The organism is Microbacterium yannicii PS01 (assembly GCF_000304335.1).
GTDB lineage: Bacteria > Actinomycetota > Actinomycetes > Actinomycetales > Microbacteriaceae > Microbacterium > Microbacterium yannicii_A.
In genome coordinates, this window is sequence record NZ_CAJF01000047.1 from 1 (window position 1) to 22333 (window position 22333).

General features: G+C 70.7%; 19 protein-coding genes. 7 read left to right on the forward strand and 12 right to left on the reverse strand.

The window, feature by feature from the left end:
- Window positions 1-169: 169 nt before the first annotated feature.
- From WYM_RS17980 to WYM_RS17990, 3 genes are read right to left on the reverse strand one after another with little or no spacing between them, the layout of a single operon-like run.
- Window positions 170-1654, reverse strand: coding sequence for a sensor histidine kinase (locus WYM_RS17980; RefSeq protein WP_019182240.1), 1485 nt, complete (start codon window positions 1652-1654; stop codon window positions 170-172).
- Between the two features lie 4 nt (window positions 1655-1658).
- Window positions 1659-2990 carry an AAA family ATPase gene (locus WYM_RS17985; protein WP_019182241.1) on the reverse strand — a complete coding sequence of 444 codons (1332 nt, stop codon included), beginning with the start codon at window positions 2988-2990 and terminating at the stop codon, window positions 1659-1661.
- Complete coding sequence (locus tag WYM_RS17990) at window positions 2987-3616, reverse strand: SAF domain-containing protein (RefSeq protein WP_019182242.1); 630 nt, start codon at window positions 3614-3616, stop codon at window positions 2987-2989. Before WYM_RS17990 ends, WYM_RS17985 begins: the two co-directional genes overlap by 4 nt.
- A 99-nt stretch (window positions 3617-3715) precedes the next feature.
- On the opposite strand from WYM_RS17990, the gene WYM_RS17995 reads away from it, so the two are divergent.
- On the forward strand, window positions 3716-3997 hold the full coding sequence (locus WYM_RS17995; protein WP_019182243.1) for a helix-turn-helix domain-containing protein: 282 nt from the start codon (window positions 3716-3718) through the stop codon (window positions 3995-3997).
- 26 nt (window positions 3998-4023) lie between these two features.
- Here WYM_RS17995 and WYM_RS18000 read toward each other — a convergent pair whose 3' ends face one another.
- A complete protein-coding gene (locus WYM_RS18000) occupies window positions 4024-4629 on the reverse strand; it encodes a hypothetical protein (protein ID WP_019182244.1) in 606 nt (201 codons plus the stop codon).
- A 129-nt stretch (window positions 4630-4758) separates the two neighbouring features.
- Between WYM_RS18000 and WYM_RS18005 the strand changes: the two genes are divergently transcribed.
- The gene (locus tag WYM_RS18005) at window positions 4759-5196 is read left to right on the forward strand and encodes an Rv3235 family protein (RefSeq protein WP_019182245.1); all 438 of its coding nucleotides are present in this window, start codon (window positions 4759-4761) and stop codon (window positions 5194-5196) included.
- A gap of 54 nt (window positions 5197-5250) precedes the next feature.
- On the opposite strand, the gene WYM_RS18010 is transcribed toward WYM_RS18005, so the two are convergent.
- The 3 genes from WYM_RS18010 to secA form a co-directional block, all read right to left on the reverse strand.
- Window positions 5251-5607 (reverse strand): hypothetical protein, encoded by a 357-nt coding sequence (locus tag WYM_RS18010; protein ID WP_019182246.1) that lies wholly within the window; start codon window positions 5605-5607, stop codon window positions 5251-5253.
- A gap of 74 nt (window positions 5608-5681) precedes the next feature.
- A complete protein-coding gene (locus tag WYM_RS18015) occupies window positions 5682-6908 on the reverse strand; it encodes a pyridoxal phosphate-dependent aminotransferase (protein WP_019182247.1) in 1227 nt (408 codons plus the stop codon).
- 163 nt (window positions 6909-7071) lie between these two features.
- Complete coding sequence (secA, locus tag WYM_RS18020; RefSeq protein ID WP_019182248.1) at window positions 7072-9909, reverse strand: preprotein translocase subunit SecA; 2838 nt, start codon at window positions 9907-9909, stop codon at window positions 7072-7074.
- Between the two features lie 200 nt (window positions 9910-10109).
- Here secA and WYM_RS18025 point away from each other — a divergent pair, with 200 nt between their 5' ends.
- The 3 genes from WYM_RS18025 (at window position 10110) to WYM_RS18035 (ending at window position 14258) form a co-directional block, all read left to right on the forward strand.
- Window positions 10110-10709 (forward strand): PadR family transcriptional regulator, encoded by a 600-nt coding sequence (locus WYM_RS18025; protein WP_019182249.1) that lies wholly within the window; start codon window positions 10110-10112, stop codon window positions 10707-10709.
- A 57-nt stretch (window positions 10710-10766) separates the two neighbouring features.
- On the forward strand, window positions 10767-12575 hold the full coding sequence (locus WYM_RS18030) for a DEAD/DEAH box helicase (RefSeq protein ID WP_019182250.1): 1809 nt from the start codon (window positions 10767-10769) through the stop codon (window positions 12573-12575).
- 324 nt (window positions 12576-12899) lie between these two features.
- The gene (locus WYM_RS18035; protein WP_019182251.1) at window positions 12900-14258 is read left to right on the forward strand and encodes a hypothetical protein; all 1359 of its coding nucleotides are present in this window, start codon (window positions 12900-12902) and stop codon (window positions 14256-14258) included.
- 65 nt (window positions 14259-14323) lie between these two features.
- Here WYM_RS18035 and hpf read toward each other — a convergent pair whose 3' ends face one another.
- From hpf to mtrA, 5 genes are all read right to left on the reverse strand, one after another.
- Complete coding sequence (gene hpf, locus WYM_RS18040) at window positions 14324-14977, reverse strand: ribosome hibernation-promoting factor, HPF/YfiA family (RefSeq protein ID WP_019182252.1); 654 nt, start codon at window positions 14975-14977, stop codon at window positions 14324-14326.
- Window positions 14978-15035: 58 nt separating this feature from the next.
- The gene (locus WYM_RS18045; protein ID WP_019182253.1) at window positions 15036-15776 is read right to left on the reverse strand and encodes a ComF family protein; all 741 of its coding nucleotides are present in this window, start codon (window positions 15774-15776) and stop codon (window positions 15036-15038) included.
- Window positions 15777-15909: 133 nt separating this feature from the next.
- The gene (locus WYM_RS18050; RefSeq protein WP_019182254.1) at window positions 15910-17607 is read right to left on the reverse strand and encodes an LpqB family beta-propeller domain-containing protein; all 1698 of its coding nucleotides are present in this window, start codon (window positions 17605-17607) and stop codon (window positions 15910-15912) included.
- On the reverse strand, window positions 17604-19346 hold the full coding sequence (mtrB, locus tag WYM_RS18055) for an MtrAB system histidine kinase MtrB (protein ID WP_019182255.1): 1743 nt from the start codon (window positions 19344-19346) through the stop codon (window positions 17604-17606). The genes WYM_RS18050 and mtrB overlap by 4 nt, the downstream gene beginning before the upstream one ends.
- A 1-nt stretch (window position 19347) precedes the next feature.
- The gene (gene mtrA, locus WYM_RS18060; protein WP_019182256.1) at window positions 19348-20028 is read right to left on the reverse strand and encodes an MtrAB system response regulator MtrA; all 681 of its coding nucleotides are present in this window, start codon (window positions 20026-20028) and stop codon (window positions 19348-19350) included.
- 222 nt (window positions 20029-20250) lie between these two features.
- Between mtrA and WYM_RS18065 the strand changes: the two genes are divergently transcribed.
- Together WYM_RS18065 and WYM_RS18070 are read left to right on the forward strand one after the other, a co-directional pair.
- Window positions 20251-21690, forward strand: a complete 1440-nt coding sequence (locus WYM_RS18065; protein ID WP_019182257.1) for a glycerophosphoryl diester phosphodiesterase membrane domain-containing protein — start codon at window positions 20251-20253, stop codon at window positions 21688-21690.
- The coding region (locus WYM_RS18070) for a DUF4129 domain-containing protein (RefSeq protein WP_019182258.1) at window positions 21681-22333 on the forward strand (653 nt) is incomplete at its 3' end. The genes WYM_RS18065 and WYM_RS18070, both read left to right, overlap by 10 nt.

Sequence of the window (22333 nt, forward strand, 5' to 3'; positions counted from 1 at the left end):
GAGCCGTGCTGCCAGGGCGAGGCGAGCTTCGTAACGCCACCGCCCCAGCGCCGGACGGAGTCCGGCGGCGATGAGCAGAGCCGCGCTGCCAGGGCAAGACGAGCTTCGTCACGCCGCTGCTGCGACTTCTGAGAGAAGCGGATGCCGGAACCCCCGGCATCCGCTTCTTTCATGACCTCGCGCGCTCGATGTACCGCAGCGGGATGTCGATCGTGACCTCGGTGCCGCTGCCCATGATGGTGTGCCAGTCGATGGTGCCGCCGAGCTCGCCCTGGATGAGGGTGCGCACGATCTGCGTGCCGAGCCCCCGGCCGACCTGCCCCTCGGGCAGACCCGAGCCGGTGTCGCGGACGCGCACTTCCAGCCGGTCGTCCGAGCGGTCGGCGACGATCTCGACGTCGCCTTCCTGACCGGCGAGCCCGTGCTCGACGGCGTTGGTGACGAGTTCGGTCAGCGCGAGCGCGAGAGGCGTCGCGTATGCGCTCGGCAGTGTTCCGAACTTGCCGCTCGAGTGCGTCTTTGCTCGCGTGTTCGGCGCGGCGGCGACCTCGGCGACGAGCTTCAGCACGCGGTCGAAGACCTCGTCGAAGTCCACGTTCTGCGCGAGGCCCTCCGAGAGCGTGTCGTGGACGACCGCGATCGCCGAAACGCGTCGCATCGCCTGGGTGAGCGCGTCGCGCGCCTCTTCGGAGTGCGAGCGGCGAGCCTGGATGCGCAGCAGCGACGCCACCGTCTGCAGGTTGTTCTTGACGCGGTGGTGGATCTCGCGGATCGTGGCGTCCTTGGTGATGAGCTCCTGCTCCTGGTGCCGGATCTCGGTGACGTCACGGCACAGCACGATCGCGCCGATGCGGGTGCCGTTGTCGCGCAGCGGGATGGTGCGCAGCGACACCGTGACACCGCGCGCCTCGACGTCGGTGCGCCAGGGCGCCCGCCCGGTGACGACGACGGGGAGGGATTCGTCGAACTCGCGCTTGCCGGGGAGGATCTGCGTGACGACTTCGACCAGCGACTCCCCCTCGAGTTCGTCTTCGAAGCCGAGGCGGTTGAACGCCGAGAGCGCGTTGGGGCTGGCGAAGGTGGTGACTCCGTCGACGTCGAGGCGGATGAGGCCGTCCGAGGCGCGCGGCGCACCGCGCCGCGGCGACGTCGGCGTGGTCAGGTCCGGGAACTCGCCCGACGCGACCATGCCGAAGATGTCGTCGGCGCAGTCGTTGAAGGTGATCTGCTGGCGCGACGGGGTGCGGGCCTCGCCGAGGTTCGTGTGACGGGACACGACGCCGATCGTCTGCGCATCGGCGCCCCGGCCGCGCACGACCGGTACGGCACGGACGCGCGTGGGAGTCTCTTCGAACCAGTCGGGTGACGCCGAGTCGACGATCTTGCCGGTCTGGAACGCGTCGCGCACCTGGGTGCGCCACTGCGGCCGCACGCGGTCGCCGACGATGTCACGGTAGAACAGGGTCGCGGCACCGCTCGGGCGCGTGTGCGCCACGGCGACGAACGAGTCGTCGGGCGTCGGCACCCACAGCACGATGTCGGCGAACGCCAGATCGGCGAGCAGCTGGCCGTCTCCGGCGAGTCGATGCAGCCATTCGACGTCTTCCTCGCTCGAACGGCCCTGGGCGTACACGAGATCGCTGAGCGTCGACACCTTCCTAGCCTAGAGCGCGGGCGTCGAGCGCCCTGTCCCCGTCCCCGCCGCGCGCTCCCGTGCGGCGCGCGGGCGCTTCAGAACGCGGACGGGTGCCGCGACCCCGGCGCCGACCGTCGGCAGACGTCGGGACGGGCGCGGGCAGCACGGCCTCGCCGACGAAGCGGCGCACGGCGAGGGTCAGCGGCGAGCGCGGAGCGACCTCCGCGATCGGGCGGGCGGCCAGCAGCGCCGCGTCGGCGGACCGCGGATCCTGCGGCAGGAACCAGACGTCGTCGATGCCGCCGAAACGGTCGAGCGTCCGCCGCACCTGGGCTCGCGCGTCGATGCCGAGGGCGCCCGGTCGCAGCCGGTTGGCGACGACGGCCACGGGCGTGGCGCCGATCGTCGCCCGGAGGTCGGCGTAGGCGCGGAGGAACCGGGCCACCCCGACCGGGTCGGCGCCGGCGACGGCGACGACCAGGTCTGCGGCGCGGAGGGCCGCGAGGGTCGCCGCGTTGCGACGGGGGCCGTCCAGGTCGCTCATGATCTCTTCGTCGCGCTCGAGCGAGGCCGCGACGTCGACGACCGTGAAGTCCGCCCAGTCGCGGCAGACGGCGAGCGCCGCGCCGACGCGGCGCTCGCTGAGCTCGGGCCAGCGCGAGGGACGGTTGAGTCCGGTGAGCACATCGACTCCGCTGCGCCCCAGTGCCAGCGAGATGCGCGAGAGCTCCCGGGCGTCCAGTCCGCCCAGCTCGGCCTGCCGGCAGGCCGCCGCGAATCCCGGACCTTCGTCGGCGAGCCCCAGGGTGAGGGCGAGTGAGGGCGCGTGCGTGTCGGCGTCCACGAGTGCGACGTGCCGTCCGCCGCGCGCGAGTTCGACGGCCAGCTCGCCGGCGACGGTAGAGCGACCGGGAGCACCGGCCGGGCCCCACACCGCGATCACTCGCGGCTGCGGCCTCGGCGCGGCCTCGACCGCCGCCGTCCGCTCCGGAGCGGTGACGAGCACTTCGGCGATCCGCCAGGGCTCGGCATCGGCCGGAAGCGGCCGCTCCAGGCCGCACGCGGCGGCCAGCCGCTCGGAAGCCGCATCCCGGCACAGCGGCACGATCCTCGTGCCTGCCCGGTCGCACAGCGCCACCACCGTGGGCGACATCGTGTCGCGAGCCACGTCGATCACGAGAGCGTCGGCTTCGGCGACAGCTCGCAGCACGGACTCGGCGTCGTCGCCCAGCATCCGGTCTTCGGCTGCGGTCACGAGAGCGGATGCCGCAACCACGGCGATCACGTCGACTCCCTCCCGCTCGAGGCCCGCGGCGAGCACCGCAGCGCCGTCGAGGGCGACCAGCACCTTCACGAGCCGGACCCCGTCGTGGGCACGACCGACATCGCCGACTCGTCGGCCATGGCCGCCAGCGTGGCCGCCACGTCGGCACGGGGGATCACGAGCTCGAGCGCGGCCGCTCCCCCGCCGATCATCGACTCATCGCGCGTGACCGAGACGACGGTGGCGTCGGCCACCAGGATCCGTGGGGCGTCGTACTCGCCTTGCTCGAGCAGGGGCGCCGACCACACCTCGACGACCGTGCCCGCGCCGACCGATGCCGGCACGTCCACGGTGCTGCGCACCACGACGCTCGTGGTGCGCGCCGATTCGGCCGCGCCGACGGAGGAGGAGGGCACCAGCTCGCCGTCGTCGATGGTGCGCGTGGCCACCGTGGCGCCCGTCAGCTCTTCGGGCGTGAGGTACTCGCCGGCGAGGGCGCCGAGCGCGACGTCGACGACGCGCAGGTCGTCAGCCGAGATCGCCTCGCCCGGCACGATGGTGTGCGTGGCGGCGTACACCGGAGCGGTCTGACGTGCGGCCGCGACGACGAGCCAGACGCCGGCGACGGAGGCGAGGATGAGCAGGATGCCGAGGAAGAACCGGGCGTCGCCCCAGAAGGCTCGTCGAGGTGTGCGGACGGGTTCGCTGACAGACATGCCTCCCATCGTCGCCCACGCGGCGCGACGGCGTTCGGCGTTATCCACAGCGCCTGAGGGCTCCGAGCCCGCCCTCGGGGACGGGGCCATAATGGGGGCATGCCCGAAGACCCGACGTCCGACGTGCGTCTTCTCGCGCCCGCCCAGGTGGGCGAGCTGCTGGGCGTGTCGGTCGACGAGGTGATGGCGCTCGTCATGGAGGGCCGGCTGCGTGGGATGCGCGCCGGCGCGCCGGCGCGCTGGCGAGTCGACGCCTCGAGTGTGTCGGAGTACCTGGACGATCAGGCGGAGGAAGCGCGGCGGATGGCTCTGTGGCGGCAGTCGCAGAACGCGAGCTTCCCGGAGCTGTGGGGCACCGGCACCGTCCGCAACCCCGACTGACCCGCGAGCGGCCGCCCGGGCTTCTCTCAGGGCATGGCGGGAGATTCGTCCGCCCGGATCCACGCCACAGCGGAGAACGGCACCAGGCGGTAGCCCGTCACAGCGCCCGCGCGGCGGGGAGCACCGGGATCATGCAGGGCCAGGTCGAAATGGTCCACGCCCGCCCTGTCGATCGTGCCGGTGACCGCCCGTCCCGAGAGCAGGTGGACGGCGACGCCCGCACGGCGGCGGACCAGGTCACGCAGCACGAAGCCGAACGTCATCCGCTCCGCGAGCGAGGGCCGGGCCGGCGCCGGTCGAGCGGTGCGCAGGAGGGTGGCGTGCGGCATCCCGACCGAGACGATCGCGGCGAACGGCACGAGGATCGCGCTCGATCGCCCTTCCGTGGGAGCGAGCGCCGTCCAATCGGCTCCGACGCCCGTGACGACGGCGCGCAGCATCGTGCCGTCGGCGAGGTCGAAGACGGCGTCCTCGGGCGGCGCGTCTCTCATCGACAGCAGCGTCAGCCGCTCGGCGAAGGCGACGCGCGACAGGCGCAGCCGCTCCGCCTCGGTGTCGAGTGCGGCGCGCTCCGCCTCCCACTCGGAGGCGAGCTGATCTTCGAGGTCGTCGAAGAACCGATCCCAGCGCACTCAGCGAGGTTAGGGCACAACCGGGACACCGCTCGCGAGTTATCCACAGACGGGCGCCTCGGATTCTTCCTGGGAGTTCGCCGTGTGTTGTACTGTCCCGAGACCTTCCCACCGTTGAGATAGGCACCCATGGCACCGACGCCCGCAGGCACCGCCCGCGTCCCCCATGCACCGCGCGGAGCGGAGCTCTCCGAGTTCTTCGCGCCGCAACGCACCCCCTCGACAGCGCTCCCCGACCCCGAGCCCTTCCTGCGCAACCTCACGCGCGGGGTGCTCGAGGTGTTCTCCGGCGTGCGCGAGGTCGATCAGCTGGCGCGCTGGCTCACCGAGGACCCGTACCGCAAGCTGGTCACCCGCGCGAACATCGCCGCTCGTGCCCGCAGCGCCCGCGGCATCCCCGCCAAGCGACCGGTGCACGCGATCCTCTCCGTGCACCACTCCTCCCCCGCCGACGGCGTCATCGAGGCCGTCGTCGTCACGCAGGGCCCGGCCCGCACGCGCGCGGTCGCGGTGCGACTCGAGGGCATGGATGGGCGCTGGCGCGCCACATCCCTCGCGCTTCTCTGAAGACACCCCGCACGGACGAGCGGGCCGACCCCAGCGTCGTGGCCGGTCCGGTCGTCACTTCCCGTCGTCTTCGTCGATGAGCTTCAGCAGTGATGCGAGCGCGTCGCGGATCTCGTCGTGGTCGTACTGCCCCGCGCGGCTCTCGGCCGAGATGACGCCCGAGCGATGGACGCGGCGGAAATCGCCGAAGGGGAACGAGTAGGCGCCCTTCGTCTCGTGATTCTCATCCCGATCGATTCCGAGATGCCAGTGGGAGTACTGCGTCCACCCCTCTCGCTCGATGAACGCGTTCTCTTCGTCCGCCGTAGGCGCCGCTTCGGACCAGTCGTCCCGCTCGTCGCGGACGACCTTGCCCTCACGGACGAGCGATCGAGCGTGGCGCAGGGCGGGCTGATTCAGTTCGATGGCCATGCCGCGACGCTACGAGAAGCCGTGTCGGGTCACGAGGGGGTTGACGGATGCCGCACCGCATCTCTCCCCGACGGCTACTGCTTGTACGACGAGAGGAAGTTGCCGAGGCGCTCGATGGCCTCCGACAGCACCCGAGCCTCGGGCAGCGTCACGATGCGAAGGTGATCCGGCGTCGGCCAATTGAATCCGGTGCCCTGCACCAGCAGCACATGCTCGGCGACGAGGAAGTCGTACACCAGCTTCCCGTCGTCGCGGATCTCGTGGACCTCAGGATCCAGCCGGGGGAACGCGTACAGCGCACCCCGGGGCTTCTCGCACGTCACGCCCGGGATCCGCTCGAGGCCCTCCCACGCGGCATCCCGCTGTTCGTGGAGTCGTCCCGTCGGCGCGATGAGCGCGTCGATCGACTGCACGCCCGACAGCGCGGCCTGCACGGCGTGCTGCGCGGGCACATTGGGGCACAGCCGCGTCGACGCGAGCAGCTGGATGCCCTCGAGGAACCCCGCGGCGTGCTTCTTGGGCCCGGTGATCACGAGCCAGCCCGACCGGAAGCCCGCGACGCGATACGTCTTGGACAGACCGTTGAAGGTGAGGCACAGCAGATCCGGCGCGAGGGTGGCGAGCGGGATGTGCTGCGCGTCGTCGTAGACGATGCGGTCGTAGATCTCGTCCGAGAGCAGCAGCAGCGAGTTCTCTCGTGCGATCTCGACGATGCCCTGAAGCACCTCGCGCGTGTAGACGGCGCCGGTGGGATTGTTCGGGTTGATCACGACGATCGCCTTCGTGCGCGGTGTGATCCGAGACCGGATGTCTTCCAGGTCGGGCTGCCAGCCGTCGGCGTTGTCGCACCGGTAGTGCACCGGCGTGCCACCGGCCAGGCTCGTCATCGCCGTCCACAGCGGATAGTCCGGTGCGGGGATGAGCACCTCATCACCCTCATCGAGGAGGGCCTGCATGGTCATGGTGATGAGCTCGGACACCCCGTTGCCCAGGTAGACGTGATCGGGATCGAACTGCGGGAAGCCCGGCACCTGCTCGTAGCGCGAGACGACGGCGCGCCGCGCCGACATGATGCCCTTGCTGTCGCTGTAGCCATGCGCGTGCGGGACGGCTTCGATCATGTCGCGCACGATCTGGAACGGGGCCTCGAAGCCGAACACCGCCGGATTGCCGGTGTTGAGCTTCAGAATGGTGTGGCCCTCGTCCTCCAGCCGGTCGGCCTCGGCCAGTGCCTGCCCACGGATCTCGTAGAGAACGTTCTTGAGCTTGCTGGACTGGTCGAGAGAGCGGAGAGGACTCATCGCCTCAGGATATCCGGCGCCACACGGGGCCAATCGACCCCGTGTGGCCCGCAGACCGTTGCCGAAAACAGGTGTTCCGGCGCACGCAGGTCGTTCGCAGCCCGATCGTCCTACCTACGCCAGAGCACCTGTTCTGAGGGAATGGCGCCTGGCCGACGACGGGCTACTTCTTGCGCTGCTCTGCGGCTCGTCGCTGGGCGCGATTCTGCGGGGCCTGCGCGGGAGCGGAGGCCGCGGCATCCGTCCGCTGTCCGAAGGCGCCGCGCTGCGGCTCGGGCGCCGGCGCAGTCTGGACCGGAGCCTGTGCCGGTGACGTCGCGGCTGCCGCCGCGGCCTGCCGCAGACGCGTGGTCGCCGCCTGCTGCACCTGACCGCGATCGTTGCGGACCTCGACCTCGCCGGCGTCGTTCGACGCCGAGTACTCCAGCCGCTGACCCTCGACGGGCTGTGCGCCCAGGCCCTTGGCCTCGACCTGCGTGGCCTCGCCGTCGCCCTGGCGACGGACCTCGACCTCGAGGTTGTAGAGGTAGCCGACGGACTCCTCCTTGATCTGGCCCATCATCGCCTGGAACATCTGGTAGCCCTCGCGCTGATACTCGATCAGCGGGTCACGCTGAGCCATCGCGCGCAAGCCGATGCCGTCCTTGAGGTAGTCCATCTCGTAGAGGTGGTCGCGCCAGCGGCGGTCGAGCACCTGCAGCACGACGCGGCGCTCGAGCTCACGCGTCGCGGCGGTGCCGAGCGTCTCTTCGCGCGTGTCGTATGCGATACGGGCGTCGGAGAGGATCTCGCGCTTGAGCCCCTCGGCAGTGATCCCGCCCTTGCGACCGGATGCCTCGGCCACGACCTCGTCGATGGTGACGCCCACCGGGTAGAGGGTCTTCAGCTCCGTCCACAGCGAGTCGAAGTCCCAGCTCTCGTTGTGGCCCGACCCGGTGTGGTCGTCGATGACGGCGTTGATGGCGTCCTCGATGAAGTGCTGCACGCGGTCGGCGATGTCGTCGCCCTGCAGGATGTGGCGGCGGTCGGAGTAGATCGCCTCGCGCTGGCGGTTCAGGACGTCGTCGTACTTGAGGACGTTCTTGCGGATCTCGGCGTTGCGCGCCTCGACCTGGCTCTGCGCCGACTTGATGGCGCGCGAGACCATGCCGGACTCGATGGCGACGTCGTCGGGGAAGTTGGTGCGCGCGAGGATCGCCTCGGCCGCTCCGGACTGGAACAGCCGCATGAGGTCGTCGGTGAGCGACAGGTAGAAGCGGCTCTCGCCGGGGTCGCCCTGACGGCCGGATCGGCCGCGCAGCTGGTTGTCGATGCGGCGCGACTCGTGGCGTTCGGTGCCGAGCACGTACAGCCCACCCGCCTCGACGACCTTCGTCGCCTCCTCGGCCACCGTGTCGCGCGTGCCCTCGTAGACGGCATCCCAGGCCGCCTCGTACTCCTCGGGCGTCTCGACCGGATCCAGGCCCTTGGTCTTCATCTCCTGCACCGCGAGGAACTCCGCGTTGCCGCCGAGCATGATGTCGGTGCCTCGGCCGGCCATGTTCGTCGCCACGGTGACGGCGCCCAGACGCCCGGCGCGGGCGACGATCTCGGCCTCGCGAGCGTGGTTCTTGGCGTTGAGCACCTCGTGCTTGATGCCCTTCTTCGCCAGCAGCCGCGACAGGTACTCGCTCTTCTCGACGCTCACCGTGCCCACCAGAACGGGCTGGCCGGACTCGTGGCGCTGCGCGATGTCTTCGACGACCTGACCGAACTTGGCCTCTTCGTTCTTGTAGACGAGGTCGGGCATGTCCTTGCGGATCATCGGCTTGTTGGTCGGGATGGGCACCACGCCGAGCTTGTAGGTCGACATGAACTCGGCCGCCTCGGTCTCGGCGGTACCGGTCATGCCGGCCAGCTTCTCGTAGAGGCGGAAGTAGTTCTGCAGGGTGACCGTCGCGAGCGTCTGGTTCTCGGCCTTGACGGGCACGTTCTCCTTGGCCTCGATGGCCTGGTGGATGCCCTCGTTGTAGCGGCGCCCGACCAGGATGCGCCCGGTGTGCTCGTCGACGATCATGACCTCGTCGTTCATCACGACGTAGTCGCTGTCGCGCTTGAACAGCGCCAGCGCCTTGATCGAGTTGTTCAGGAACGAGATGAGCGGCGTGTTCGCCGACTCGTAGAGGTTGTCGATGCCGAGGTAGTCCTCGACCTTCTCGATGCCGGGCTCGAGCACGCCGATGGTGCGCTTCTTCTCGTCGACCTCGTAGTCGACGCCGACCTCGAGGCTCTTGGCGATCTTGGCGAACTCGACGAACCAGCGGTTGGCCTCGCCCGAGGACGGGCCCGAGATGATGAGCGGCGTGCGGGCCTCGTCGATGAGGATCGAGTCGACCTCATCCACGATGGCGTAGAAGTGACCGCGCTGCACGAGGTCTTCCTTGCGCCAGGCCATGTTGTCGCGCAGGTAGTCGAAGCCGAACTCGTTGTTCGTGCCATAGGTGATGTCGGCGTTGTACTGCTCGCGGCGGATCTCGGGCGTCTGGCCCGAGACGATCGTCCCGGTGGTCATGCCGACGGCGCGGTAGATGCGGCCCATGAGCTCGGACTGGTACGACGCGAGGAAGTCGTTGACGGTGATGACGTGCACACCCTGGCCGGCGATGGCGTTGAGGTACACCGGGAACGCGGCGGTCAGGGTCTTGCCCTCACCGGTCTTCATCTCGGCGATGTTGCCGAGGTGCAGTGCCGCGCCGCCCATGATCTGCACGTCGTACGCGCGCTGGCCGAGGGTCCGCTTGGCGGCCTCGCGCACCGCGGCGAAGGCCTCCGGCATCAGGTGGTCGAGGGTCTCGCCGGCCTCGAAGCGCGCGCGCAGCTCGGCGGTCTCGCCGCGGAGCTCTTCGTCGGTCAGGTGCTCGTAGTCCTCTTCGAGGGCGTTGACGGCCTTCACGACCTGCTGGAGCCGCCGGAGGATACGACCCTCACCAGCGCGAAGCAGTTTCTCGAGGGGGTTGGCCACGCATGTCTCCATCTGTCGGGTGGCGCGATCGGCGCCGGTGCCGCCGGGGCATGGCCCCAGGCATACCTGCCTATGTTATCCACCCGTGACCTTGGCGTGGGCTGGGTGCCGACCCGCCTGGGGACGCGGCATCCGCGGAATCGTTGCCCGGTATCCATATACTCGGCAGGCACATACTCGGTATGCACCAAGGAGGCCGGATGTCCGTCAGACAGAGCCTGCTCGCGATCCTCGATCAGGGCCCGTGCTACGGCTACCAGCTGCGCGCCGAGTTCGATCGCCGCACGGGATCGACCTGGCCGCTCAACGTCGGGCAGATCTACAACACCCTCGACCGCCTCGAGCGCGACGGCCTGGTGGAGAAGGGCGACGTCGACGAGCACGGTCACGTCTACTGGCAGATCACGGATGCCGGAGCCGCCGAGGCGCGCAGCTGGCTCGACTCCCCCGTCCAGCGCGGGAAGGGCACGCGGGACGAGCTCGCGATCAAGCTGGCTGTGGCGGCGACGCTCCCCGGGATCGACGTGTCGGCCATCATCCAGACGCAGCGGCGCACGTCCCTCTCGCAGCTGCAGGAGCTCGACCGCGCGAAGTACGCGGGCGCGAACCCCGACGGCCCCGAAGAGCTGGCGTGGTCGCTGGTGGTCGACTCGATGATCTTCGCGGCCGAGGCCGAGGTGCGCTGGCTCGATCACACCGAGCAGCGCCTCGCGCGGCACCCTGAGCACGCCATGTCGCTGGGGCTGTCGACCCAGAAGCCCAAGCGGGGCCGTCCGGTCAAGGCCGAGGCATCCGCATGACCGGCACGGTGGTGCGCCGTCCTGTCGTCTCCCAGGCGTGACGCACTACCCTTAAGCGTGACTTCCACGGATACTTCCCTCGAGGCCGAGGCTCCGGCCGAGCCCGCATCGCTGACGTTCGCAGACCTCGCCCTCGGCGAACCGGTCCTGAAGGCCCTGCGCGACATCGGCTACGAGACCCCCTCCGCGATCCAGGCGGCGACGATTCCGCCGCTGCTCGCCGGTCGCGATGTCGTCGGTCTCGCGCAGACAGGCACCGGCAAGACCGCCGCGTTCGCGCTCCCGATCATCGACCGGCTCGATCTGTCGCAGAAGACCCCGCAAGCGCTCATCCTCGCCCCCACCCGCGAGCTCGCGCTGCAGGTGTGCGAGGCGTTCGAGAAGTACGCCGGTCATCTGAGAGGCGTCCACGTCCTCCCCGTCTACGGCGGGCAGGGGTACGGCGTGCAGCTGTCGGCGCTCCGCCGCGGCGTGCACATCGTCGTGGGGACGCCCGGCCGCATCATCGACCACCTCGAGAAGCGCACGCTCGACCTGTCGGAGCTGAAGTACCTCGTGCTCGACGAGGCCGACGAGATGCTCAAGATGGGCTTCGCCGAGGATGTCGAGACGATCCTCGCCGACACCCCCAGCACCAAGCAGGTCGCACTGTTCTCGGCGACCATGCCCTCGACGATCCGCCGGATGTCGCAGCAGTACCTGAATGATCCCGAAGAGATCACGGTCAAGACCAAGACGACGACCTCGGCGACGATCACCCAGCGCTATCTCATCGTGCAGTGGCAGCAGAAGATGGACGCCCTGACCCGCATCCTCGAGGTCGAGAACTTCGACGGCATGATCGTGTTCGGTCGCACCAAGATCGTGACCGAGGAGATCGCCGAGAAGCTCCGCGCCCGCGGCTATTCGGCCGCTGCGATCAACGGCGACATCGCCCAGCCCCAGCGCGAGAAGACCGTCAACCAGCTGAAGTCGGGCAAGCTCGACATTCTGGTGGCCACCGATGTCGCCGCCCGTGGCCTCGACGTCGAGCGCATCTCGCACGTGGTGAACTTCGACATCCCGACCGACACCGAGTCGTACGTGCACCGCATCGGGCGCACCGGCCGCGCCGGGCGCTCGGGCGATGCCATCAGCTTCGTCACGCCGCGCGAGCGGGGCCTCGTGGGCGCCATCGAGCGCGCGACGCGCCAGGAGCTGACGCAGATGCAGCTGCCCAGCGTCGACGAGGTCAACGAAACCCGACTCGCGCGGTTCGACGACCGCATCTCGGCCGCCCTCGGCGAGTCGGGGCGGATCGAGGTGTTCCGCGACATCGTCGCGCACTACGTCCGCAACCACGACGTGCCCGAGGTCGACGTCGCCGCCGCCCTCGCGATCGTCGCCCAGGGCGAGACGCCGCTCCTCCTCGAGCCCGACCCCGAGCCGCAGCGCAGGGAGCGCCCGGCCCGCGACCGCGACGACCGCGACGCCCGCTCGCCGCGGGGTGATCGCCCCGAACGCGGCGATCGCCGCGATCGCCAGCCGCGCGAGGGCTTCGCCATGTACCGGATCGCCGTCGGCCGCCGCCACCGGGTGGAGCCGCGGCAGATCGTCGGCGCCCTCGCGAACGAAGGCGGCCTGCGCCGCGACGACTTCGGAGCGATCGACATCAAGCCCGAATTCTCGCTCGTCGAGCTGCCCGCTCAGCTCCCCCAGGGTGCCCTGGAGCGTCTCGCCGACACCCGCATCTCGGGCCGCCTGATCGACCTGCGACCCGACACCGGGCGCCCGCAGCGACGGAAGGATGCCGACAGCCGGTCCTTCCGCGACGACCGCGGCTCCGGCGACACGCGCAAGCCCCGGCACAAGCGCGGCGAGGGCTGAGGCATCCGTCGCTCAGCTCCGTGACCCGGCGTGTCCCGCGCTGCACGCGCTCGGCAGTCACTGTCTGCGCCGTCAACCGAACCGGCACCCGCAAGAAGTGACTGCTGAGCCACTGTGCTCAGCGCGGGCGTGCCCTGAGCAGTCAGGTTCTGCGCCGACCACCACACCGGCACCCGCAGGAAGTGACTGCTGAGCCACGGTGGCCGCGGGGAAGCGACCCGCGGGGCACGCTGCACATGTCGCGACCGGACGCTGTGCGCGAACGCCGGGCGCCGGAGCACTCGACCGACAGGCTGCTCCCAGCCACGCCCGTAGGATCGATTCATGGCCGGATTCTGGGGCAAGCGCAAACGCGACAAAGAAGAGCTCGACGCGCAGGATGCGGACCTCGCGCGCCGCGCGCAGAAGGCCCTCGTGTCTGCCGATGAGCGCATCCGCCTGACCACGGACGAGCTCTCGTTCGCCGAGGCCGAGCTGGGCCCCAACGCCACCAAGGATCTGCGCGAGGCGCTGGACGCCGTCCGCACGCATCTGCAGGAGGCGTTCCACCTGCATCAGCTCAATCACGACGAGATCCCCGACACACCCGAAGAGCTCCGCACGCGCAACGCCCGCATCGCGCAGCTGTGCGAGTGGGCCGAGGACCTGCTCGACGACCGCACCAACGCTCTCGCCGAGCCGATCGAGCGGGCCCGCCGCGCACCCGAGATCATCGCGCGCGTGAGGGCGGATGCCGGGCGGCTGCGCCTGCGCATCCCCGATGCCCGCTCCACCGTCGAGCGCCTCGGCGCGCGGTACTCGACGCACGCGCTGTCACAGGTTCTGCAGAACCCCGCGGAGGCGGACCAGCTGCTGGGCTTCGCCGAGCACAGCGCGAGCGTCGCCGAGCGGCGCCGCGAGGCCGGCCAGCGCGAGCAGGCGAACATGGCGCTCGAGGCGGCCACCGAGTCGGTGCGGCGCGCCGAGACGCTGCTCGACGCCGTCGAGACGTTCGAGGTCGAGGCTCTCCGCGCCGAGTCCACACTCGCCGCCATCGTGGAGGACTCGCGCGACGACCTGGTCGTGGCGCTGCGCGAGCCGCAGACCCCCGCCGTCGGCGCCGCCATCACCGAGCTGCAGTCGGCGCTCGCCGCACTTCCCGCCGCCGGCGTCAACACCGATCCGTTCGAGCAGCTGACCCGGTTGCGCGAGGCGAACACGGGCCTCGACGCCGCGATCGCGGCGGCGCGCGAGCGCGCCGCCCGGCCGATCCCGCCGCTCGAGCACGTGCGTCACGCCATCGACGACGCCGATCGTCAGCTGGCTGTCGCCCGCGATGTCATCGCCGGTCACCGGGGCTGGATCGGCGCCGACGCGCGCACCCGGCTCGCCGAGGCGGAGCGCATCCGGTCCGACCTCGATCGCTACCTCGGGACCTCGGCGGCGGCCGCCACCTCCATCGACGAAGACCACCGCGAGGAGGCGTTCGCGATGGCGCGCCGCACGGCCTTCCTCGCCAGCGAGGGCCTGCAGCTGGCGCAGCGCGACATCGACGCGGCACGCCCGCAGCCCGACCAGTGGGGTAGCGGCTACGGTCAGCAGCCGGGCCGGGGCGGCGGACGCCGCGGCGGCGGGTCGGACCTCATGGGCGGCATCCTCGGCGGCCTCGTGATCGGCAGCCTGCTCGACGGCTTCATGGACTGAGTTCCGGCGAGAAGACGGGGGCCTCGGACCGTTCGGTCCGAGGCCCCCGTCTTCCTGCGCCGGCGCTATGCGACGGCGGGCTGCGCCTGGGTCGACAGCGCGATCACGCCGTAGTCCCAGCCCTTGCGGCGGTACACGACGCTCGGGTGGTCGGTGCTGGCATCGATGAAGAGGAAGAAGTCGTGGCCGACCAGCTCCATGCGGTCCACCGCCTCTTCGACCGACATCCACTCCGGCTCGAACTGCTTGGTCCGGATGACGACGGGCGTATACCCGTCCTCCGCCTCGTTTCCGGTGACGATCGGGATCTCGCCCGTCGCGACGGCATGCAGCACGTCGGCGGAAGCCGGCTGCACATCGATTCCCTGGAGCGCGCCGCTCTCCTTCTCGTACTTGGCGCCTCGGGGGTGGTTGCGGGCGTCGACGCGCTTGTCCTTCGCGCGCCGCAGCTGCTCGCAGAGCTTGTCGACAGCGAGATCGAGTGCGGTGAACTTGTCGCCGTCTGTGGCCTCCGCCCGGATGACGGGACCTCGCCCGTTCACGGTCAACTCGACCGTCTCATCCTCCATGCGCCCGTTGTGATAAGCGCGGTGCGTGACTTTGACGTCCACGCGTTGCGCTCGAGGCGCGAGGTGCTCGATGCGGGTGGCCTTCTCTTCGACGACAGTGCGGAAGCGATCCGTGATCCCCACTCCCACGCCGACGATGCTGGTTTCCATCCCTGACCTCCTTGTTCCGGTCCGCCGGCCCAATCGGGAGAGAACGGAGGGCGGACCATCAGTCGCCTTTGTGCCCCCCACGGTAGCCCCGCGTTCGGACTCTGTCACCTGTGAGTTTCGAATGCGTCAGGATGCCGTTCATGCCGGTAGGGTGACGCCTCGGCGTGGCGGCGACCGTGACGGCGCCCACCACGTCCGCCCCCGCCGCGCGCAGCGCTCGAACGGCCTCCGCGAGGCTGGCGCCGGTCGTGACGACGTCGTCGACCACCACCACCTTCCTCCCCGCGGCGCCGGTCGCGACGAGACTTCGGTCCACGTTGCGCCGTCGTTCCGCCCGGTCGAGCCCGCGCTGATCGCCCGTGCGCCGAGCCTGTCGCAGCAGCCGTTCGATGCGGAATCCCGCTCGCCGGCTGATGAGGTCAGGCACCCGGTACCCACGACGCCGGTAGGCGGCACGGGAGGTGGGAAGCGGCACGACGACGGCTTCAGCCGCCCCCAGCTCCGTCATGGCGGTGCGGAGGGCCGGCGCGAGCGCGCGCGCAAGACCCGTGCGGCCGTCCTCCTTGATGGCCCGCATGACGCGTGCGGGGACGCCCGCGAACGGCAACCCGCTCGACACGGCGATCACTCCCCCGGGCGCCTGGACGACCTGGCGGATCGGAGACGGTTCGAGCGCCAGCAGGCACCGCTCGCACAGGTCGACGTCGGGCTCGTCGCAGCCCGCGCACGACACCGGCAGCAGAAGCGCGAGGGCGTCCGCGCAGGCGGTCCGCGCGGCGGCGAGGAGTTCTAGGATCACACTCCAGCGTCTCGCGGCCGCCGCCGGTGTGAGGTGCAGGTCACCCGTTCGTGGAGACCCGAGTCGTCCGACCCCGCTGGGGAGGAGCGGACGCCGAGGACGAGAGCCCTGCCAGCCCACGTCGCCAGCGGTCCTACTGCGGGCTTCCCTGCTGGGTGGCGAGCACGAGTGCACCCGTCGCCGTGGGCTGCCAGGTCGTCCCGCGCTTGACGTACAGGGTGCCGTCGGCCGAGCGCAAGCGCAGGCTGGAGATGCCGCTGCCGCCCGCGATCGACACCATGCCCGCCGGCGCGTTCGTCGCCGTCGTCGGCCCGCCGACCACCTGCTCGAGGACGATGGATGCGTCCTCGCCGATGGCGAGCACCCCGACGGTCACGTCGTCGATCCAGGTCACGCCGAGCGCAGGTCCGCCGACGATCGCGAGGGCGACCGGAGGACTGAGCCGCTGCGGAATCCCGTCGGCGTCACGGATGACGCCGGCGACCCACAGCGCGGTGCGGCCGCCGGCGGTCACCGTGGCGGCGACGCGCGTCCCGTCCCGGGAGAGCGCCATCGCACTGATGGCCGTGGCTTCCGGCCACGCCTCGCCGACATCGACGACGTCACCGGACGGCAGGGCGGCACGCAGGGCGGCGGGCTGCTCCCGCGGCACGCTCCAGACGATGTCGAACTGATCGATGGCGGGGTCCACGAGTCCGTTGCGCTCGTCGACCACGATGGAGTCCTCGCCCTCGGCGCTCAGTCGCGTGACGGCGCCGCTGTCCACCCGCGCCGCGGCGAAGTCTCGATCGGGCCCCACCTGCACCGCCGCCGGCGCGGCCGCCGCCACGGCCTCCGACAGCCCCGGGATCGGGTCGATCTCGCCGCCCGTGAGGAAGCCGAAGCCGGCCTCGGTGAGAACGAGCGGGGCACCGGGCACGCGGGTCGAGCGCGTCGGAAGGGGCGCGGCCGTGATCGGCGTCGAGCCGACGCTCATGACGACGTCCACGACACCCGCCGTCGCCAAGCTCGCCTCCAGCTGTGTCTGCATGCGATCGAGCTGCCGCTGGTCGGCGGCGAGCACGCCGCCGAGGAGCTCCACCTGCGCGACGCCGTCTTCCACGGGCACGGCAGGAACCGCCGTCACGTTCTCGGGAAAGGCCGTCGTCACCGACGTGGCGAGCCATTCGCTCGGGAGGTCGTTGACCAGCGCTGCGGTGATGCTGGCCTCTGCGTTCGTCGTCGGGAACCAACGCACGTCCGGGACGAGGTACTCCCACGTGGGGTCGAAGTACATGACCGAGAAGCGGTGGAAGACACTGGGGAACCGGTCCCGGTCGAGCACGACGCCGTCGGGGGCGGCGGTGATGCGCCACTCGCCGCTGGACTGCTTGGCCACGGCGAAGTCGAGGCTCCGCTCCACCACCTCCGCCCGCTCGTACGCGCCGCGGTTGTCCACCGATGCCACCGCCGCCAGATCGACGATGACGGCACCGTCCTCGCTCTCCGTGTACGTGCGATCGGCGAAGAGGTCGACCGTCACACCCGCCTTGGGCTCCCATTCGTCCTGGAACTCGGGCGCGAGGAACTCGCGCGCTCGCTCCCACTCCCCGTCGACGCCGGGCCCGGTGCCCGCGTTGATGAAGCCCTCCACGATCTGGGCGGGTGTCGCCCCCGGCTCCGGCCGGTCCGGAAGGAAGGCCACGTTCTGCGATTCGTCCGCGAAGTCGTCGGGATCGACGCCCGGGTAGATCGGGCCGCTCGTCGGGAAGCCGCCGCATGCGCTCAGCACCACAGCGCAGAAGGCGAGAAGAAGCGCCAGGATGCCGCGCCTCGCGGTCGCCGCGGTCATGACGAACCCCCTCGAGCCGAGGCATCCGCCGTCGTCCCCGTGCCGGCCGGCGCGCGGCCGTTCTCGAGTCGCGGGAGCTCGATCGGCTGCGTGAGCCCGAGATCCTCGACGGCAGCGACCCCGTCGTCGCCCGGGTCCACGGGAATGGGCGATGCCCCGCTCAGCACGGCGCCGCGCCGGGGAAGAGTCAGCACGAAGTGGGTCCCGCGGCCGAGGTCGGACCAGACCGCCAGCTCGCCGCCGTGGAGCTTCGCGTCGCCGAGCGCGATCGACAGGCCCAGCCCCGTCCCGCCGATCGTCCGGGTGCGTGAGGGGTCGGCGCGCCAGAAGCGGTCGAAGACCCGGTCGACGTCGGCGGGCTTCATGCCGAGGCCGTAGTCGCGCACCCCGATCGCCACCGCCTGCTGATTGCTGTCGACCGTCACCACGATCGGCCGGCCCTCACCGTGCTCGATGGCGTTGCCGAGGAGGTTGCGCACGATGCGGCGCACGCGTCGCGGGTCCATGTCGACCGGCGAGTAGCCGCCCGGCGCGACGAGGCGCACATCCGTGCCGTGCTGCTCGGCGAGCTGGTGCATCGAGGCGATGACGTCCTCGGCGAGGTGGGCGAGACTCGTCGGCTCGAGGTCGAGCTGCACGGAGCCGGCGTCATAGCGACTGATCTCGAGAAGGTCGGTGAGCAGCAGCTCGAACCGCTGCACCTGGGCGTTGAGCAACTCGGCGGCGCGGGCGGTCGCGGGGTCGAACTCGTCGCGCTGGTCGTTGATCATGTCGGCGGCCAGTCGGATGGTGGTCAACGGAGTCCGCAGCTCGTGAGAGACGTCCGAGACGAAGCGCTGCTGCACGAGCGACAGATCGGCGAGCTCCTTGATCTGGGACTCGATGCTGTCGGCCATCGCGTTGAACGAGCGGCCGAGAGTCGCCAGCTCATCCTCGCCCCGCACCTGCAGGCGCACGCCGAGCTCCCCTGCCGCCAGCTGCGCGCTGGTGTCGGCGGCCTCGCTGATCGGCGTCGTCACCGACCGCAGCACGACCCACGAGATGCCGGCGATCAGCAGGACCAGCCCGATGCCGACCACCCACAGGGTGCCCTGAACGAACCCGAGGGTCTCGGGCGCGTTGGCGAGGTCGTACCCGAGATACAGCTCGTACGACGCCACTCCCGGCACCGACAGCTGCTGCCCGACCATGATGCCGGGGACGGTGCCCCCGTCGGCCGTGGGCAGCGCGACGGACTGCCAGATCTGGCGATCGGGGTTCTCGCGCACGGCCTGACGCATGGCCTCGCTGAGCACCTCGTCGACAGCGCCGAATCCCCGCGTGAAGTCCTGCGGTGCGTTGGGAACCGGGCTGCCGATGCGCAGCACGGCGAGCAGGTCGCTCGAGGACTGGTTGCTCAGCGTCTGATTCGCCAGAGTCATGACGTTCTGCAGCTGCACGCCGTCGCTCTGCACGGCGGCGTTGAGAGTGTCCTGGGCGGCCGAGCGAGCCTGTGCGGCATCGATCAGCACCTGCTGGCGCCGCGAGTCGAAGAGGTCGTTCTGAATCGCGAGGGCCATCCAGATACAGGCGACGGCGACCGCGAGCGCGGTCAGCCCCAGCGTCACCAGCAGCGTCCGGAATCGGAGGGACCGCCGCCACAGGGTGGCGATGTTGCCGGGCCACGCCCGCCACAGCCGCCAGCCGGTGAGCTTCGTCCGGGTCGCCGTGACCCCGGTGGTCGGGGCTGTCGCGGTCATCTCACACGACGGCGCCGGCGCGGTAGCCGACGCCGCGCACCGTCGTCACGATCCGGGGGTTGTCGGGGTCCTGCTCGACCTTCGCGCGCAGGCGCTGCACGTGCACGTTCACCAGTCGCGTGTCGGCCTTGTAGTGATAGCCCCACACCTGCTCGAGGAGCATCTCGCGCGAGAACACCTGCTGCGGCCGCGAAGCGAGCGCCACCAGCAGTTCGAACTCCAGCGGAGTCAGCGCGATGGGCGCGTCGCCGCGGCGCACCTCGTGGGCGGCGACATCGACCGTCAGGTCGCCGATGCGCAGCGTGTCGTTGGTCTCGGCGGTGGCCGGCCGCAGGCGGGTGCGGATGCGGGCCACGAGCTCTTTGGGATTGAAGGGCTTGACGATGTAATCGTCGGCTCCCGACTCGAGCCCCTTCACGACGTCCGCGGTGTCGGTGCGAGCGGTCAGCATGATGATCGGCACGCCGGACTCGGCGCGAACCCGGGTGCAGATCTCGATGCCGTCCATGCCCGGCAGCATCAGGTCGAGGAGGATGAGGTCGGGCTTCTCAGTGCGCCAGGCATCCACCGCCTCGGCGCCGTCGGCGCAGAACGCCGTGTCGAATCCCTCCGTGCGCAGCACGATGCCGATCATCTCGGCGAGGGCGGTGTCATCGTCGACCACCAGGATGCGTGAAGTCATCGCGCGCGTTCGTTCCTTTACTTCAGGGCACGGACGACGGCCTGCGCCGTCCCCATGCGCTTCCCACAGAGTAGTCGACGGCGGCTGGAGAGCGGCCGAGCACGTGCCGTGACCCTCCCGAACGCCGGGCGGCGGCATCCCGGCGGTGTGAAACGATAGGGATCCGGCATCCGGCGCCCGCTCGATACGGCGGCTGGATGCTCGACCGAAGGGGGAAGCACCGTGACCGCGTACCCGGCCTGGACGCCGGCATCCCGCCCCGGCATCATTCCGCTTCACCCGCTCACCTTCGGGACGATCCTGGGGCGGTCCTTCTCGGCGCTGCGCCAGAACCCGCGGGTGCTGCTCGGCTTCGCACTGATCGTGCAGACCCTCGCGTACGTGGTGGTGCTCGCCGCAGTGCTGGCGATCTCGTTCGCGTCGTTCTCGCGCCTCGACACGCTGCGCCCCGGCACCGAGGAGTTCGAGACCGTCCTCGCCGGCTCGATCGCCATCACCGCGGTCGCGGGGCTCGTGCTCGGGCTCGCAGCGGGAGCGCTCAGCATCATCGTGCAGGCGATCGTCGTCGTCGAGGTCACGCACGCCGCGGTCGCGGAGAAGCTCAGCCTCGGCGCGCTGTGGCGACAGGTCAAGCCGATCGCCTGGCGCCTCATCGGGTACTCGGCGCTCGTGATCCTCGCCGTCCTCGTGCTCGTCGCGATTGTCGGCCTCGCCCTGGCCGGGATCGCCATCGTGGCGGCTCCCGCTGCGATCGCCCTCGGCGTCGTGATCGTCCTCGGAGCCATCCCGCTGACGTGGTGGCTGATGATCAAGCTGCTCCTCGTGCCGGCGACGATCATCATCGAGCGCGCGACGATCCGGCAGGCGATCTCCCGCTCCTGGACGCTCACCCGCGGTCGATTCTGGCCGGCGCTGGGCATCATCTTCCTGATCTCGATGGTCTTCGGCGCCGTGGCGCAGCTCGTCGGCCTGCCGTTGAGCTTCCTGTCGATGGGCCTCACGACGATCATCGCCCCGACCGGCGATCCCGAGCCGAGCGCCATCATCGGCATCCTGGCGACGGCGCTGCTCACCCAGGTGCTGACTCTCCTCCTGCAGTCCGTCGCGATCGTCGTGCAGTCCACGGCGACGGCGATCATCTACATCGACTGCCGGATGCGGCGCGAAGGTCTCGACCTCGATCTGCTCAGCTACGTGGAGCGGAGGGATGCCGGGGCCGCCGACCTCGCGGATCCCTACCGCCAGAATGTCGGCCGCGAGATCGCGCCACGAGGCTGGCCGGCCGCGGCGGGCTATCCCCCGTACCCGCCATCGGGGCAGGGCCCGTACCCCGGGCAGCCACCTGCACAGCCGCCCTACCCCGGGCAGCCCTCCGCCGGACCGCATCCCTACGCCGGACAGCAGCCGCCCTACGCCGGACAGCCGCTCTACGCGCCACCGGCCGCCGCGTCGCAGGCCGCGCCGCCGACGCCGTCGCCGAGCCCGGCAGCCTCCGCATCCGCTGCTGCGACGCCCGCGGGGCGTGAGGGCTCAGGATCCGACGCCCACGGCGACCCCGCCCGCCCTCACGCCGACGATGACGCCGCCACGCCCGCCCCGACCTCCTGGACCGCTCCCGGGACCTCGCCCGACGGCGCCGACCGCGAGTCGCCGTGGGCGTGATCGCCCACGCGAGCGGTGTGGCGTCCGCCGCCGTGCCGCCGTTGACGCCGGACGGCGACGAAGCGCGCGACTGGGCGGAGCGCGAGCTCTCGAATCCGGTGTACGACATCGCCGAGCCGACGCCGTTCGACCGCGCCGCGCGAGCGATCGGCGACTTCCTCGCCTCACTGCTCAACCCACAGGTGTCGGACGGCTGGGCGTCGGCGTTCGCCGTGATCGCGGCGATCGTGGTGATCGTGATCATCGTCGCGGCGTTCCTGGTGTGGGGCATGCCGCGCGCGTCCCGCCGCGCGGCGCGCGCAGCGCCGATGCTGTTCGGTGAGAGCGAGGATCGGCCGGCGGCAGAGCTTCGCGCTGCTGCGGCGTCGCATGCGCGAGCCGGGGAATGGGAAGCCGCAGTCGTCCTGCGGTTCCGCGCTCTCGCGCGCGGCTGCCAGGAACGCGGCGTCGTGGACCCACCGCCGGGCGCCACCGTCCACGCCTTCGCACGCGCCGCCGCCGGGGTCTTCCCCTCGCTCGCCGACGGCCTCGAGGAGGCGGCGGCCGCCTTCGACGACGTCCGCTATCTGCGGCGCCCCGGCTCACCGGACCTCTACCGCCTGATCGCCGGCGTCGATGACGCCGTCGCAGCGCCTGCGCGCCG

Excerpts from the sequence above, each read along its gene's own strand:
- WYM_RS17995 (WP_019182243.1), top strand. The coding sequence starts at position 3,716 with ATGCCCGAAGACCCGACGTCCGACGTGCGTCTTCTCGCGCCCGCCCAG.
- WYM_RS18015 (WP_019182247.1), bottom strand. The coding sequence starts at position 6,908 with ATGAGTCCTCTCCGCTCTCTCGACCAGTCCAGCAAGCTCAAGAACGTT.
- mtrB (WP_019182255.1), bottom strand. The coding sequence starts at position 19,346 with ATGACCGCGACAGCCCCGACCACCGGGGTCACGGCGACCCGGACGAAG.
- WYM_RS18050 (WP_019182254.1), bottom strand. The coding sequence starts at position 17,607 with ATGACCGCGGCGACCGCGAGGCGCGGCATCCTGGCGCTTCTTCTCGCC.
- hpf (WP_019182252.1), bottom strand. The coding sequence starts at position 14,977 with ATGGAAACCAGCATCGTCGGCGTGGGAGTGGGGATCACGGATCGCTTC.
- WYM_RS18010 (WP_019182246.1), bottom strand. The coding sequence starts at position 5,607 with ATGGCCATCGAACTGAATCAGCCCGCCCTGCGCCACGCTCGATCGCTC.
- mtrA (WP_019182256.1), bottom strand. The coding sequence starts at position 20,028 with ATGACTTCACGCATCCTGGTGGTCGACGATGACACCGCCCTCGCCGAG.
- WYM_RS18035 (WP_019182251.1), top strand. The coding sequence starts at position 12,900 with ATGGCCGGATTCTGGGGCAAGCGCAAACGCGACAAAGAAGAGCTCGAC.
- WYM_RS18025 (WP_019182249.1), top strand. The coding sequence starts at position 10,110 with ATGTCCGTCAGACAGAGCCTGCTCGCGATCCTCGATCAGGGCCCGTGC.
- WYM_RS17990 (WP_019182242.1), bottom strand. The coding sequence starts at position 3,616 with ATGTCTGTCAGCGAACCCGTCCGCACACCTCGACGAGCCTTCTGGGGC.
- WYM_RS18005 (WP_019182245.1), top strand. The coding sequence starts at position 4,759 with ATGGCACCGACGCCCGCAGGCACCGCCCGCGTCCCCCATGCACCGCGC.